At 26.3% G+C, this 14,581-nt stretch carries 11 protein-coding genes and 1 pseudogene; 5 read left to right on the top strand and 7 right to left on the bottom strand.

Going from position 1 to position 14,581, the window contains the following annotated elements:
- The first annotated feature begins 647 nt into the window (after positions 1 to 647).
- On the top strand, positions 648 to 1,616 hold the full coding sequence (locus BUB83_RS15130; protein WP_073339375.1) for a helix-turn-helix transcriptional regulator: 969 nt from the start codon (positions 648 to 650) through the stop codon (positions 1,614 to 1,616).
- Between the two features lie 76 nt (positions 1,617 to 1,692).
- Complete coding sequence (locus BUB83_RS15125) at positions 1,693 to 2,142, top strand: GyrI-like domain-containing protein (protein WP_073339374.1); 450 nt, start codon at positions 1,693 to 1,695, stop codon at positions 2,140 to 2,142.
- 152 nt (positions 2,143 to 2,294) lie between these two features.
- Here the strand turns inward: BUB83_RS15125 and BUB83_RS15120 are convergent, their stop codons facing one another.
- Positions 2,295 to 3,059 (bottom strand): hypothetical protein, encoded by a 765-nt coding sequence (locus BUB83_RS15120; protein WP_073339373.1) that lies wholly within the window; start codon positions 3,057 to 3,059, stop codon positions 2,295 to 2,297.
- Positions 3,052 to 3,192 carry a hypothetical protein gene (locus BUB83_RS22020; RefSeq protein ID WP_159434099.1) on the bottom strand — a complete coding sequence of 47 codons (141 nt, stop codon included), beginning with the start codon at positions 3,190 to 3,192 and terminating at the stop codon, positions 3,052 to 3,054. Before BUB83_RS22020 ends, BUB83_RS15120 begins: the two co-directional genes overlap by 8 nt.
- 484 nt (positions 3,193 to 3,676) lie before the next feature.
- On the opposite strand from BUB83_RS22020, the gene BUB83_RS15115 reads away from it, so the two are divergent.
- Positions 3,677 to 4,459: an ABC transporter ATP-binding protein gene (locus BUB83_RS15115; RefSeq protein WP_073339372.1), complete on the top strand. Its 783-nt coding sequence runs from the start codon at positions 3,677 to 3,679 to the stop codon at positions 4,457 to 4,459.
- Positions 4,460 to 4,462: 3 nt separating this feature from the next.
- The gene (locus tag BUB83_RS15110) at positions 4,463 to 6,160 is read left to right on the top strand and encodes a hypothetical protein (protein WP_073339371.1); all 1,698 of its coding nucleotides are present in this window, start codon (positions 4,463 to 4,465) and stop codon (positions 6,158 to 6,160) included.
- A gap of 88 nt (positions 6,161 to 6,248) precedes the next feature.
- Here the strand turns inward: BUB83_RS15110 and BUB83_RS15105 are convergent, their stop codons facing one another.
- Positions 6,249 to 6,605, bottom strand: coding sequence for a hypothetical protein (locus tag BUB83_RS15105; RefSeq protein WP_073339370.1), 357 nt, complete (start codon positions 6,603 to 6,605; stop codon positions 6,249 to 6,251).
- A 131-nt stretch (positions 6,606 to 6,736) separates the two neighbouring features.
- Positions 6,737 to 6,910, bottom strand: coding sequence for a hypothetical protein (locus tag BUB83_RS15100; RefSeq protein WP_207649340.1), 174 nt, complete (start codon positions 6,908 to 6,910; stop codon positions 6,737 to 6,739).
- Positions 6,911 to 7,345: 435 nt separating this feature from the next.
- On the opposite strand from BUB83_RS15100, the pseudogene BUB83_RS15095 reads away from it, so the two are divergent.
- A pseudogene (locus BUB83_RS15095) lies at positions 7,346 to 7,609 on the top strand (superoxide dismutase family protein); the annotation flags it as partial.
- A gap of 79 nt (positions 7,610 to 7,688) precedes the next feature.
- On the opposite strand, the gene BUB83_RS15090 reads toward BUB83_RS15095, so the two are convergent.
- Genes BUB83_RS15090 through BUB83_RS15080 form a run of 3 tightly spaced genes read right to left on the bottom strand, consistent with a single transcriptional unit; the run spans position 7,689 to position 14,450 of the window.
- Positions 7,689 to 12,074, bottom strand: coding sequence for a hypothetical protein (locus BUB83_RS15090; RefSeq protein ID WP_073339368.1), 4,386 nt, complete (start codon positions 12,072 to 12,074; stop codon positions 7,689 to 7,691).
- The gene (locus BUB83_RS15085; protein ID WP_073339367.1) at positions 12,067 to 12,774 is read right to left on the bottom strand and encodes a DUF6063 family protein; all 708 of its coding nucleotides are present in this window, start codon (positions 12,772 to 12,774) and stop codon (positions 12,067 to 12,069) included. The genes BUB83_RS15090 and BUB83_RS15085 overlap by 8 nt, the downstream gene beginning before the upstream one ends.
- Positions 12,774 to 14,450, bottom strand: coding sequence for a hypothetical protein (locus tag BUB83_RS15080; protein WP_242950691.1), 1,677 nt, complete (start codon positions 14,448 to 14,450; stop codon positions 12,774 to 12,776). Before BUB83_RS15080 ends, BUB83_RS15085 begins: the two co-directional genes overlap by 1 nt.
- Positions 14,451 to 14,581: the final 131 nt, after the last annotated feature.

Genomic DNA, 14,581 nt, shown 5'->3' with positions numbered 1-14,581 from the left:
CCGCCAATTAATAGTAAAATCGCATAGCATTGAATTATGCCTCTTTATGGGGAGGGGGATTGTATGTCAAAATCTCTTGTCAAACCTTATTTTGTGTTTTTTCTTACTGTATATCAGAACTTTTGCCTTAAATACTATTTAAAATTATCAAGAATGAATTTATGCAAATCCCATAGCTATTCTTTAAATAACCGCGGTTTCGTGCTATGACAATTATCCAAAGTTTGGCGCAATACTGTTTTTTCTATACTCAAACCTCCATCTTAGGTTTGAGTATTTTTAACGCCAATCTTCGTATAATTACCTAAACAAAAACTAGCATGTCCTATTATAAATCTCTACCAACATTGCTTTAATACTACTTACATAAAACAAGATAATTAACTTCACTAATTATACCATATTTAGTCTAACTTTATCATATATTCCAAACATATTTCTTCAAATTTCTCCATTTAATTGATAATACAATAAACAAAGGTATAAATATTCTTATAATCTTTTTGGTCTATTAAAGGGGTAATTGATATTCCATTAACACATTGTCCAAACATATAATAAAAATTACTACTACCATATACACTCTCCTGAATGGTATAATTCAAACTATAATCCAAAATATTCAAATAAAATAGGAGATTGATCAAATGAGACTTCACAGACTTTTAGGAATTATTATGTTACTTGATTCACGTGGAATTATGAATGCTAGAAATTTAGCTAAAATACTTGAAGCTTCTGAAAGAACCATATACAGAGATATTGATATATTGTGTGAAGCAGGTATTCCTATTATGTCAATTTCAGGGCCTAATGGTGGTTATTCTTTTATGGAAAACTATAAAATTAATTCAAATGTATTACAGGGTGGAGATATTATTAATCTATTACTTTCAAGCATGGGTATCACACCAGACAAGAATACTGAAATGTCCCAGCAACTTAAAAATGCATTAATAAAACTTGAAAATACTGTATCTGAGGATCATAGAGAAGAAATTGTAAAAGCTAAAGAAAGGTTTTTTATAGATTCGGACCCTTGGTGGGGTAAAAAAATACAAAATGAAAATTTAGATTTAATTAAAAAATCAGTGCTGAATTTAAAAAAGCTAAAAGTATACTATAAAAAATATGCAGGTGAAACATTAGAAAGAATCATAAGACCCTATGGTGTAGTTGTAAAAAGTTATCAGTGGTATGTAATAGCATTTTGTGAAGTAAGGAAGGAGATCAGAATTTTTAAATGCAGCAGAATTGAAAACATAGAAGTGCTTAAAGAAAATTTTGCCATTCCTAAAGACTTTAATTTAGAAGAATTTTGGGCAAAAAGCAAACAGCAATTCATAAAAAATTCATCTTTTGAAATAAAATCCAATTCCTATGTTGTGAAAATCAAATTTCATGAGGATATAAAGCAACTTCTTGAAGGTTTCCACATAAATTCCATCATAAAAGTTGAAGATAAGTGGATTTATGAAGTAGATATGTTGAGTTTTGAGACTGCCTGCAACTTACTATTTTCTTTAAGTGACAGAACAGAAATTTTAGAGCCTATAGAACTTAGAAATTATATAATCACAAAAGCTAATAAAATCTTGAGTTTTTATAATGTTTAAAAAATCCCTGACACATTGTTGGCAAGGATTACCTGATATAATTATTTTATCAAATAAATGAAGGGAGATTATATATATGGAAGGAAAAATAGTAGTTATAGAAGAATTTAAGGCTGTTGGATTAACTTACTTTGGGAACAATAGCAAAGGAGAAATTCCAAGTCTTTGGGAGGCATTTAATCAACGTTACAAAGACATAAAACAGAAACATAAATCTATGTTGTGTTACGGTATATGCGATAGTGAAATGGATTCAGAGGGCAGATTTCACTACATTGCTTGTGCAAAGGTAGATAGCTTTGAGGCGTTACCAGAAGGCATGGTAACAAAAATTGTACCAAAAGGCAATTACCTTGTGTACACTTATTCAGCCGATTTAAAAGATTTAGGTGAATTTTATAGTGCCTTATACTCTAAATGGATTCCCTTATCAGCTTATGAGATAGATTTCAGACCTCAACTAGAATTATATGATGAACGATTTATGCAAAATGGTGAATTTGATATATATATTCCAGTTAAATAAGGGTTTTACCATGTTTAAAAGGATGTGTTTAGTGCACATCCTTTTAGTATTATAAGCATATTAATAATTTTTACCTCTTAGCCTAATAGGTTTCTTTTGTTATTTTATCTAGTACCTGGAATCTATTCTTAGGAGGTAGCACTATTCTATAGTTATTCTATTTCTACCATTCTCTTTTGAGAAGTAAAGAGCTTTGTCTGCAATTCTATAAAAGCTGCTTTATTATAAAGTCCAGTAAGCATATCAGTTAATGCAAGAGTTTCAAGTTTATAATTTTGAATTTTTAAATAGCACCAAAAGATACCCAAAATCGAATTAATAGGTAGGTATATACCTATAATTGCTGAAATAGAATTAATAATTCCACTAGTCATAAAGTTATCATTTTGATTATAAAATAAAATTATAACCATTCTGAAAAAGTATACCGCACCAGCAAAAACAGGTAGTATACTAAATATTCTTACTTCTATTTTAATAAGTTCCTCTACTTTATGATTCATAACAAATACAGCTTTAAAATATAGGTATCCCATAATTAAAGAAGCAATTATAGTTCTCACATTTATATCATCGCTTACATATGTAAAAAAACTAAATAAAAAAGGAAATAAAATTATAATTAATTTATCAAACCATATAAAAGGAATTTTTGATTTACGAAATAAAAAAAGCCCTTTAACTGACAATAATAAAGCAAAAACAATTAGATAATTTGCTAAAATTATTGAAAAGAAATTATTAACAACGCCTCGTTGTAGTAATAGAAAAAGTCCAAGTGAAGCAAATAAACCAGAAAATCCAATATAAAAAATCTCTTCTTTGTCTTTATTGTATATGTAAGAAATACTTGAAACAAAAAAAGCAAAAAAATTAGATAGAGTAGCTATAATTATTATAGTTTTAAAATCAATCATATTTCACCAATTTTTCTTTAAGATAATGTTTTGTATTTATTGCAATACCTATCACTTCACAAGATTCCATCTTTGATATTTCTCTATCAATTAACTTTTTACTTATTCCTTCATAAATAAATTCTATATTCATATTCTATCCTCACTTTTTCAATCACTTTTTCATAACAGATATAATTCTTTAATTATATCACTTATTTTAACTCAAATTCAATATAGATTTCTTTTCAATTCACTCTTCTCTTAAAGGTACGGTTCATGATTTTTTTGAAAATTGCTTGTCTAAAATTCAAAAACGAAGCCTATAAGTTTTCGATTTTCATGAACCGTCCCCTATTTCTCCTTCGCCACCCCCTTAATCCAGAATTATATAAATAAATGTTATTTTGTAATTCTTTTGTTATTTTATCATTTTTTAAATTGGTATAATATAGATATATAAGTTACCTATAAGATATAATTTGAGTATCTTAAAGCTTACATATATAGATATACCTTATGTAAACTTAATTTATACTTGTACAAAATCTCCACGCTTCTAGGAGTTTTGGACACGTATAAATTAATAGTTGAAGTGGTTTGTCTCTAAATAAACATTTATATGAGGAGGGGCAGCAATGTCAAATGAAAATATTATAACTTTAGAAAATTTAAGAATGAAATATGGATCCCATGAGGTTCTAAAAGGAGTTAATCTAGAAATAAAAAGAGGACAAATAATTGGCTATATAGGGGCTAATGGTGCTGGTAAAAGTACCACTGTAAAAATACTTTTAGGAATGGTTAATGGATATACTGGAAGTGTTAAAATTTTTGGTAGAGATATTTCCGATGGTAATGTAGAGTATAAAAGAAGAATAGGTTATATACCAGAGATTGCAGATTTATATGACAATTTAACTGCTAGAGAATACTTAACTTTTTTAGGTGAAATTTATGATATGGATTATGACTCTGCCGATAAAAAGTGTGAAAAACTAATGTCTTTATTTAATATGGAAGATAGCTACAATTCTAGAATATGCTCTTATTCTAAGGGAATGAAACAAAAATTAATGATAGTAGCTAGTATTTTTCATAACCCTGATATATTATTTTTAGATGAACCATTAGCAGGACTTGATGCAAATAGTGTTATGGTTTTTAAAGAATTGCTATCTCAAATGGCTTTAGAAGGTAAAACAATTTTTTATTCTTCTCATATAATGGACGTAGTTGAAAAAATAAGTACTAGAATTATACTTCTAAATAACGGAACCGTTCTTGCAGATGGAAGTTTTAATGAACTTAAATCAAAATCTAAAGAAGGTAGCCTTGAGGAAATTTTTAATGATCTGACCCATTTTGATAATCATAACAGTATAGCTGCTGAATTCTTAGCCACAATTAAAGGAGTATAGACTATGAAAGACTTTAAATCCTTGAAAATACTTGATAAATTTAAATTTATTTATTCTGCTTTAGGTATAAATTATGAAACTATGAGAAAAATTCTAAAATTAAAACTTACCATTGATAGCAGAAGAGTTCCCTCCATTCTAGCTAATCAAAACAATAAAAAATCAAACAATAGAGAAAGTAAATCAAATTCATTACAATATTTATATTATGCTTTCTTCGGAATATTTATTGGTCTGCCTATTTTATTACCAATGGGAACTATTGTCAAAATGAATTTAATTCTTGGTATACTTATTTTTATGCTTACTTTAACCATGATTTCAGACTTTTCATATGTATTACTAGATGTTAGAGATTTAAGTATCTTATATCCAAGACCTATTGATAAAAATATTATAAGTGCTGCTAGAACTACACATATTATGATTTACTTAATACAAGTAATAATACCGCTTTCTGCCGTTACTCTTGTACTCGGGACAATAAAACAAGGTGTTATATTTTTCTTGATAATGCTTATTGAATTAATCTTTATAGCACTTTTTGCTGTTTTTATAACCTCTATCTTGTATTATCTTATTCTTCATTTTTTTGATGGAGAAAAATTAAAAGATATAATAAATTATTTTCAGATTTTATTAAGTGTTTTTATGATTCTGGGCTACCAAGTAGGTGTAAGAGTATTCGACTTTTCAGATAATCCTAGTATCTTTGCTATTAAATGGTGGACATACTTATTGCCTTCAAGCTGGTTTGCAGCACCTTTTGCTATATTTATAGATAACTCTTTTAGAATAGAATTTATAATTCTTAGCTCAATTGCTATTATAGTACCTTTAGGATTTTTGATATTATATAATTCCTTTATAGGTAAAAATTTCGAACAAAATTTAATCAAGTTAAATAGTAATACTGATAAAGTCACTAAATTGTATTTTATAAAAGATAATTTTCAAAGAAAAATTGCCAACTTAATATGTTCAAATAATATTGAACGCAGTTTTTATAAATTTACGCATACCATGTTATCAAAAGATAGGAAATTAAAATTACAAATATATCCTACAATTTCCATGTCAATAATTTTTCCTTATTTAATGCTATTTACATCATTAAATCACGAATTATCTTTATATGAAAATCTATCTGCTATATCCCAAGGGAAAGGATTTCTATATCTCTATTATTATAGCTTAATGATTAGTATAGTAGTTTTTTCTATTTCTTATAGTGAGTCCTTTAAAGGCGCATGGATTTACAATGCTCTTCCTATAAAGGATTATAAGTCTGTACATAAAGGTGCTTATAAAGCATTTGTTGTGAATTTAATACTTCCTACATTTCTATTTACTATGCTTATATTTTTGATTTTTGGAGGATTTAGTGCTTTTCTTAATATTTTTATAATCCTAATTAATACACTTATTATTTCAATGATAGTATATCAATTTGCTAATAAGGAACCTCCTTTTTCTAAAGATATTAATACTGCAAATTCTTCTGAAGCTAATAAAATCGGATTAGCCTTCGCTGGCTTTGGTATAACATTGTTGTTCTGGGGAATTCATAACATATCCATTTCCTTTAAATATGGTTATATTATTTCCTTATTATTATTTTTACTAATATTAATTATATATTGGGTTAAATTCTTTGGAAACAATAATTATAGCTCAAAGAAATCACATAGATTGACTTAAATATTGCTAAAAGTAAGGGGACGGTTCATGATTTTTTTGAAAATTGCTTGTTTAAGCTTCAAAAACGAAGCCTACAATTTTTGGATTTTCATGAACCGTCCCCTGTTTTTTTGTTTGTTTTTTGATTAATCCCATTGTAATCCCATTGTCCTGGAAACCTTAATTTCTTTAGATGAGGAAATTTCATGTTGTATTCTTCCACTTCTTGCTTTGGAAGATTTTCAAAAACTTTTGATTCGTGGAATTTTCCTTTTATGTGTTTCATACTATCTTCTGCTAATCCAATTCCCATAAATGCATCAAAGTTATTGCCAGTAGCTGTTGTAATATTAAAATTATCGCATGTTTTAAATCCTATTCTAGGATAATAATCTGGTTCTCCAAAAATTACAATGCCTTTATATCCTTTATTTGCAGCTAACTTCATTGTTTCTTTTAGTAACAACTCTCCAACTCCACACCCTTGCCATTTAGGAGCTACACATAAAGGTCCAAATACCTGTCATTACTTCTAAAATTATTAATTCTGTTTTAAAATATAATTCAGGATTCATTGTAATTATCTTAGGTATAAATTTATTCATTTTTCAATCCGATTAAGCTTTCTCTCAATTCATTTAAGATCAATTTTCTTTCTTCAAGTTCTTTCTTCCCTACTTCTTTCCAAAGCTGAAGTGAACTTTCAGAATCAATTATTTCTATTGCTTTACTTTTAATTTGAGTTGATACCTTTCCATATTTTAAACCCAAAGATGCCAATGCTAAATATAAAACTTCAACATAATACGCATCTCCACTTTCATCTTCAAAATCGGCTAAAATATTGGCTGTTGCTTCATCTAAAGATAATCCTTACTTTATATGTTCTTGAAATGCGTATCTTACATCGCTTGTAAAATCATCATCAAATATTCCATAACTCCAAGCACCCATCACATATTATCCCCTTTTCTATTACATGATAAAATACAAATTTTCATATTATCAATCCTTTCCATTAATACATTTATATCTTTGAATATATTCCCTAACTTTTCTTAATTATACCATATTAAATATACCTTTATTCTGGAAAGAAACCATTCTAGCTTTTCTATCATAGAATAATAATTAGATATTTTTAATATTTTTAAGGAGAATAAAATGCAAGAAAAATACCCTTGTCTATTGGCTATTGCTCATATCAAAGGTGCTGGTGGCCATTGGAACCCTAAAAATCAGCCACATGGCAACCATGCTGGGGATTTACCTGTTTTGTTTTCAAATAATGGTGTAGCCATAATGTCTTTTTTTACTGATAAATTTAAAGTAGCTGGTATAATTAATAAAGCTATTATTATTCATGAAAGTCCCGACGATTACACAAGTCAACCCTCTGGTAATGCAGGTAAAAGGCTTGCCTGTGGATTGATACAAGGTTTCTTACCTTATCCAAATTATTATTATTAATCCATAGTATATTATTAAAGTTGGCTCAAGAATTAAATTCTTAAGCCAACTATATAAAATGCTATTTATTTGGTATTTTTTAAAACAATCTTGTTTGTTCTTCTATTTTAAATCTTGATGATACCATAACTTCTACTTCCTCTTCTCCTTTTACATGCTCACTTCTCAAATATTTAGTTCCAGCCCTTAGCTTTGATTGCACAAGATTTAATACATATATGTTATCAAATCTATTATATATAGAATCTCCCCCTAGCCCTGTTAAACATATAAGCTGGGTATTACTTTTCTTTGCTATATCCATTAATGGTTTTAATAAATGAGCTGAACTTGTTTGAGCAAATGGATTATCCATTATCAATACCTTTCCTTCTTCTTTTCTATTAAATATATCACTATCATCTTTTCTCATATAAGATAACAAGCTAGATAATATAACAAAAGCTGAAAGAAAGCCTTCTCCCCCTGAATTAGTAGATACTTCATTCCAGGTTATTTGTCTTTGTTTATCTTCTTCTATTTTATATAATTTTATATTTATAGTACTTATAGAAGCCACTTCATCATAAAGCTTAGTTATATTTATTTTATTTCCTATTATCTCTTCAATGCTTTCATTTTTTTCTAAAGTTAATATACATTGATCTCTTAGCTGCTGAATATACTCTTTTAACCTAATTTTATAAATTTCTTTATTTTCTTCCCATTCAGCTACAGAAATATTAAGCATTTTTATTCTTTTATTATGAATAGTTATTGAAGAATTGTTGTCTATTTTACCTAAATTCTCATGTATGTCATTGATATACTCTAACAAACTTTCTAAAATATTATGCTCTTCTTTTTCTATCAACTCAATATCGTAGGCAATTTTCTGTATTAGTTTATTATAGCAGTCTTCTAGCATTATCAATTGCTCTAAAAGTTCTTTAGGTTTTGAAGTAAGCTTTGTTAGAGTTGTTATAGGATCTTTAAAAAAAGAGTCTTCTTTAAATTCCTCTTTTGATGCAATATCAAACATTACTCCTATAAGTATATTTTCCTTACTCACTTCATCTTTTTTATAATTATTTAAATTCCTTTTCATCTTTCCAATAATTTCATCCAAATTATGAAATTCTATATTTACACTTATTTCCTCATTAACTTTTAAATTATCATATTCACTTAAATTACTTAAGTTGTTGCTTATTTTTATGTTTAACTTAGTTAACTCATCTTTTTCTTTTTCTTTATCTTGAATATTTATTTTGATTTTAGCCACTTCTTCTTTAAAATTCTTTTCAAATATAAAGTTTTTGCTTTTAGGCTCATTTTTATCAAATTCACTTTTAAGTTTATCATAATATCTTCTTAAATCATTATTTAAAACCTTTAAATCTGATTTTGCCTCTGCTAAAATGTCCTTTATTTTATTAAAATTTTCTTGTTCGTTTTTTATATTTTCTTCTGTTTCAATTTCTTTATATCTATCATAATTAATAGTTGTATATTCTATTTCCTTTAATTTATATTGTGTTACTTTGTAATTAAGGTCATCTTCCACTGCATTAAATTTTTCCGTAGCTGCTTTGATTTTTGTTTTTAGCTCTGCTTCAGAACTTTGCAATTCCTTAGTTAAACTTCTATACTTTGAAACTAAATCTTCTTTATCTTTTTCTATTAAATTCCCGCTTTTATAAATTTGAAATTCAATTAATTCATTTGTGGTTTTTGTACTTTCCCCTTGGTAATATCTTATACTTTCCTCACATTCATTTAATTCTATTTCAATCTCTTTATTTCTTTTCTCATGTTTTTCAATTTCATCAATAGTAATTTTTATTCTTGCTTGAAGCTTTTCTAGAGACTCTTTGTTTTTCTTGTATTTATCATACTCTATCTTTAAATTTTTAAAATCCTTTGACTTTCTTTTGTTTTTTTCTAATTTTTCATCTAAATTTCTGATTTCATTTTTAGTCGTTTCTATTATGCTTTCAATATTTGTCATGTTCTTTTCTATCTTTATTTCTAGTGCTCTTAAATCTTCACTTTTTTTATTTAATATTTCTATATCTTTTTTTAATTCCTCATAACTTTGAAAAGTTAAAAAAGAATTTTCAATAAAGTTTTTCTTTTCTAAATATAATTCTATATCATTTTCTTTAGATTCTATTTGTTTATTTATTTTATTTAACTCTGATTTTTTATCTTCAATTAATTCTAATAATTCTTTTTCATTTAAAAGTTTGTTATTAAAAGATACGAAGAATTTAAGCTTTTGGAAATCTAAAATATTTTGTTTTGTTTCAGTTAATTCTTTTCCTAAATCCTCTCTTTTAATTATAGGTATTGGTGTAGCTGTGAAAACATCAAGAGACTCTTTTTCTAATATTTCTATCTCTTTTTCATCCATTATTATTGAATATGGAATAAAAGGATTATTTTTTATAAACTCTTCATTTTCTTTTAAAGAAAAGTTATTCTTCTTTATCCAATCCATTCCATAAACTATATTTATATCTTTTTTCTTAAAAGCTCCTTCAATTTCCTTTGGTAATTCTAACACTCTGCCTGATTCAAGCTTTTTCAACTCAGTTGTTACTTTGTCGCTTAATCTTCTAAGTTTTCTTTCATCTTCCTTTACGCTATTAATTTTTCTAGCAAAAGCATCAATAATATTTTCATTTTGAAAAACTTTATCTTCTTCAAAATCAATATACTTAATAACCTGCACTCTTTTCTCAATTTCTTTATCAAAGTCCTTTAACTCTTCATTTTTTCTTTCTAAATAATATTTTGTAAGATTTATTTCCTGAGCATTACTAAATTTTTCTCTTTCTTTACTTTTTAATTCACTTTTATTTTTCAATAAAACTTCGCCACAATTTTTTCTTTCTTTATCAAAATTAAAGTTTTCTTCTTCTATATTTTTGTTCAATTTAATTAGTTGTTCCTCATCTAAAAAACCTGATATATTTCTAAATAAATTTTCCTCGTATTCTTTATTAAATCTATCCTCATCCTTTTGAAATCCATTAATAGTTGTTTCTAAAATTCCTTCTTCTTTTTTTGATTTTCCTATACTACTTCTACTTACTTTTAAAGAAGCTTCTTTTTCTTCTCTTTCTTCTTTAAGAGATTTTCTCAATATAGTTTTTTTATTCTCATCTTCTTTTATTTTAATAAGTTCATTACTTAAAATTTCTTTTAATGTATAGCCCAAATCATTTATTAAAGGAGTAAAATCTTCATTTTTTCTATGTAATACTTGAAGTTCGTTTTCTAATCCTTGAAGATCCTCTGATAAACTTTTATAATCTTTATGAAGTTTCGAACATGAAAGAATGTTTTTTCTTCTATTTAATCTATTTAGATTATTTTCACTTTCTTCTATTAACAACTCTTGATTTTCTTTGATTTCAGTTGACTTATCTAGCTCTTCTTGCTTTCTGTAAATTTCAAGAGATTGTTTTTCATAATGCAACTCTTTAACTTGTTCTTTTAAATCATTTATAACTTCTTCTATATAATTTTTTTCTATATTCGTACTGCTTAAAGTTTCTCTTAAATAAACTATAACATTACTTATTTCATTCTCTAAATTTTCTCTATTATCTATAGTTTCTATAAAATCATTTGTAGCAGAAAATATTTCTTTTGAAAGTTCATTAAAAAGTTTAATTCTTTCCATTTTATCTATGCTGCTTTTGTTTTCTTTATATTGTTTTATATAACTTTCTAAAAGCTCTCTATAATTTTTAATCCTATCTCCATCTTTTCTAAGCTTGTTTTCAATGGCCGGAAGAAACCACTCTTTCACTAAACCGTCACTACTTTTAGCTTTTGTGAAAAGTTCTGATAATCCTGACTCTTTAAGATTTATTTTTTTTATTATTGTTTCCCATTCTTTATAATCAATTTTGTACTCCTTTAATTTACTAAAATATGAACTAGTAGTAGCAGAATTATTCATATCATAATAATTAAACTTAATATCTTTGCTTTTCTTCAACTCTTCAAAAAGTTTCTTTGAATTAGTAAAACTTTTTATAGTCTTACCATTGTTTTTTTCTTCTACAATAGCAATATTATTTATATCATTTTCATTTTTATCCTTATACTCATAGATAAAATTTATAATATCTAATTTTTCTTTTGAATCCTCATAGGAGATACTTTCTTTTTTCCTAACCATCATTCCAGTTAAAAGATAACCTGCTTTATCTTCTAATTTCCATTCAATTAAAATATAAGTTGGTAATGGAGATGTAAAGTAACTTTCAAAAGTTCTATCTTTTAAATTCCTATTTCTTCTATTTACAAAAGGAGCCATAATCATTTGAACAAGTACTGATTTACCCCCACCATTTCTAAGGTTAAACATGGTATTTTCACCATCTAAGTAAAAGCTTTCATCATCAATTTTCATGGTGTTATAATTATAATTTAAATTAACTAATCTGATTTTATTTATTTTACTCATTTTCTTCCTCTCCTAAAGCTCTTAAAACTCTGCTATAATTGTTTTTATTTAAAAGGTTCCAATCCATAAAGTTATCTAATTTTTTTGTGGTTTTAATCATATCGTCGCTTTGTATATAAAAAATCAATCCTTGATCGTCTAAAAAGTTAAGAATTGTATTAACAAACCCTTCTTTTGTGGTTTTAGATGTGGTTTTTTTATCACTACTTTTTAAAGCTTCAAATCTCTCAAGAATATTTTCAAAGGCTATTCCACTTTTTTCATTATCCTCATTTCTAGTTACTCCATCATTTAATCTATCCGTAATTATATTAAGAAAATCTCCAATTTTTATATAATCTCTGGATTTGCTAGAAATCCCTTGAGAATTATAAAAAGTTACAAGAAGCGTTAGAATTATAAATTGAGATAAATAATAGTCTTTGTCATTTGCCCCTGATTTACATAAACTTTTCTTTAATTCCGCCTTAGAAAATCCCAAAAAATCATTTTCTTCTTTTGGTATAAGGTACACTACTCCCCCATACTTTTTTACATAAGACTCTGCCGCTTCGCCTTGTCCTTTAACTAGTTGTGTTACATTTTCATTTTCAGAATATGCCTTATATAATTCACTTTCTTCTTCTTTTAATTCTCCATGTTTTAATAGATAATAAAATATTTTATTACTTAATTTAATGTCATCATTTGAATAACTCATTATAAAACAAATCCTTTCTCTATAATTCTAAAGGAAATATCAGAACATATGAAATTTTTTATCATTCCATTATCGTTCTTTAATCCTTCTAATTTAACGTCTTCATTACCTTCAATTTTTTCTATTTCAATTGTTGATATTCTTTTAAGTTTTTTGTTTGTATCAATAATTTCTAAGATACTTTTATTTAATTGAAATTCTATTTCTCCTGTTTCTACGGCATTGTTTCTTTCTTCTTTAATTTCTTCAATATTTATAATTCTATTTTTAAGCATTTCTATTATAACTTCTCTAAAAATCTCAATGCTAGGAATTAAGCTTTTCATTAAAACTTCGCTTTCCTTGATTAAAGAATTTATTTCTTTAAAAGAAATACTTTTTCTTTCACAAGTAAGTTCTAATATAATTTCTATTACCCCTTTATATTTTTCAAGTTTTTCAAGCTTTCTTTTGTTTTGTTCCTCTACCAAATCGCCTTCATCAAAAGTAAGCAACTCATCCTTTTCTATTGCCTTTTCTTTTATATTTTTTTGATACTCAATAGCTTTATTAATATTATAAAACTTTCTCGGTTCCATTCTAAAAAGTGGTCTTAAAAATCCTTCAATATTCTCTAATTTTTCTGGATTATCTAATATTCTATTATAAACTTCGCTTTTAAAATTAAATCTTTCTATCAAAGCCATTTTAGATATATTTTCTAGTTCTCTTCCATAAATAGTTTTTAAATCAAAATGTTTTATTAGTATTCTTTGATCCTCATCAATTGTTCTATTTAAGTAATTCTGAATAATTCTTAGATTATTTAAGCTTTCATTTTCCTCTTCACTTAATTCTCTAACATGTATATCTTTTTCTATAAACTCATTTATTTTTTCTTCAATATGTATTCTATGTAGTGTGAATTTTTTCTTACTATCCTTTAAAAGTTCTAGATTACCTTCCATGGTTTTTTTATAATCTTCTGTGGAATAACTTAAAGGATTTTCCTTGATTTTTCTAATGGATTCCTCCATACTTTGAACTCTTATTCTAAGCATATTAAAAATATTTTTAATATCATCCACCGCTTTATCATAAGATGCTTTTGTTAAATGCATTTTAAATACTATCTCTTGAATAGTAATTTTTAAATTTTCTTCAATTTCCAAAGTAGATAAAAGCAGCTCATATCCTTCATCAGTCAAGGAATAAGATACCCTTCTTACCTCTTCAATATATTCCATCTTATTTTTAATAAAACTTATATTTATACTTTCATACTCGCCCACTTTATAATTAAAAGCCTTAAAGTACATAGCTTTTCCTTCATCACATAAAATAGTATTTACAATAAATTCTGCTAATTCTTTGCATTCTTCATAGGTTATTTCTTTTTTAAAATGAAGAGAATTTACTTCATCAATAAAATTTCCAATATAATCAATAGTACAAAAATCTTCTTTTAATGATTGCTCCATTATATATAATAGAACTGAAAAAATCATATTATCTTGCTCATATCCTTCTTCAAATCCATACTTTTTCCAAGTACCCTTAGATATACTATTTCTAAAAAGCAAGGCATAAGCACCTATTTTTTTCATTCTTATATGATTTACATCTAAAAACCCAAAATCCATTTTGTCCTGGTTTCTAAAATCGAAACAAATAGTAACATTTGTACAATTTTTCATCTTACACCGATTGTAAGATGGTGGCGTCACAGGATTCGACCACTAGGATAGCTTAACTAAATCTCAACTTGCCTTTACTGTTTATGCAATAAAGTTCTGCAAGACCACGGGTGTTACCCATTCCTGTTTTT

The sequence above is a fragment of the Clostridium grantii DSM 8605 genome, assembly GCF_900129965.1.
GTDB classification, from domain to species: Bacteria; Bacillota; Clostridia; order Clostridiales; family Clostridiaceae; genus Clostridium_AF; species Clostridium_AF grantii.
This window is presented reverse-complemented; position numbering and strand designations above follow the sequence as displayed.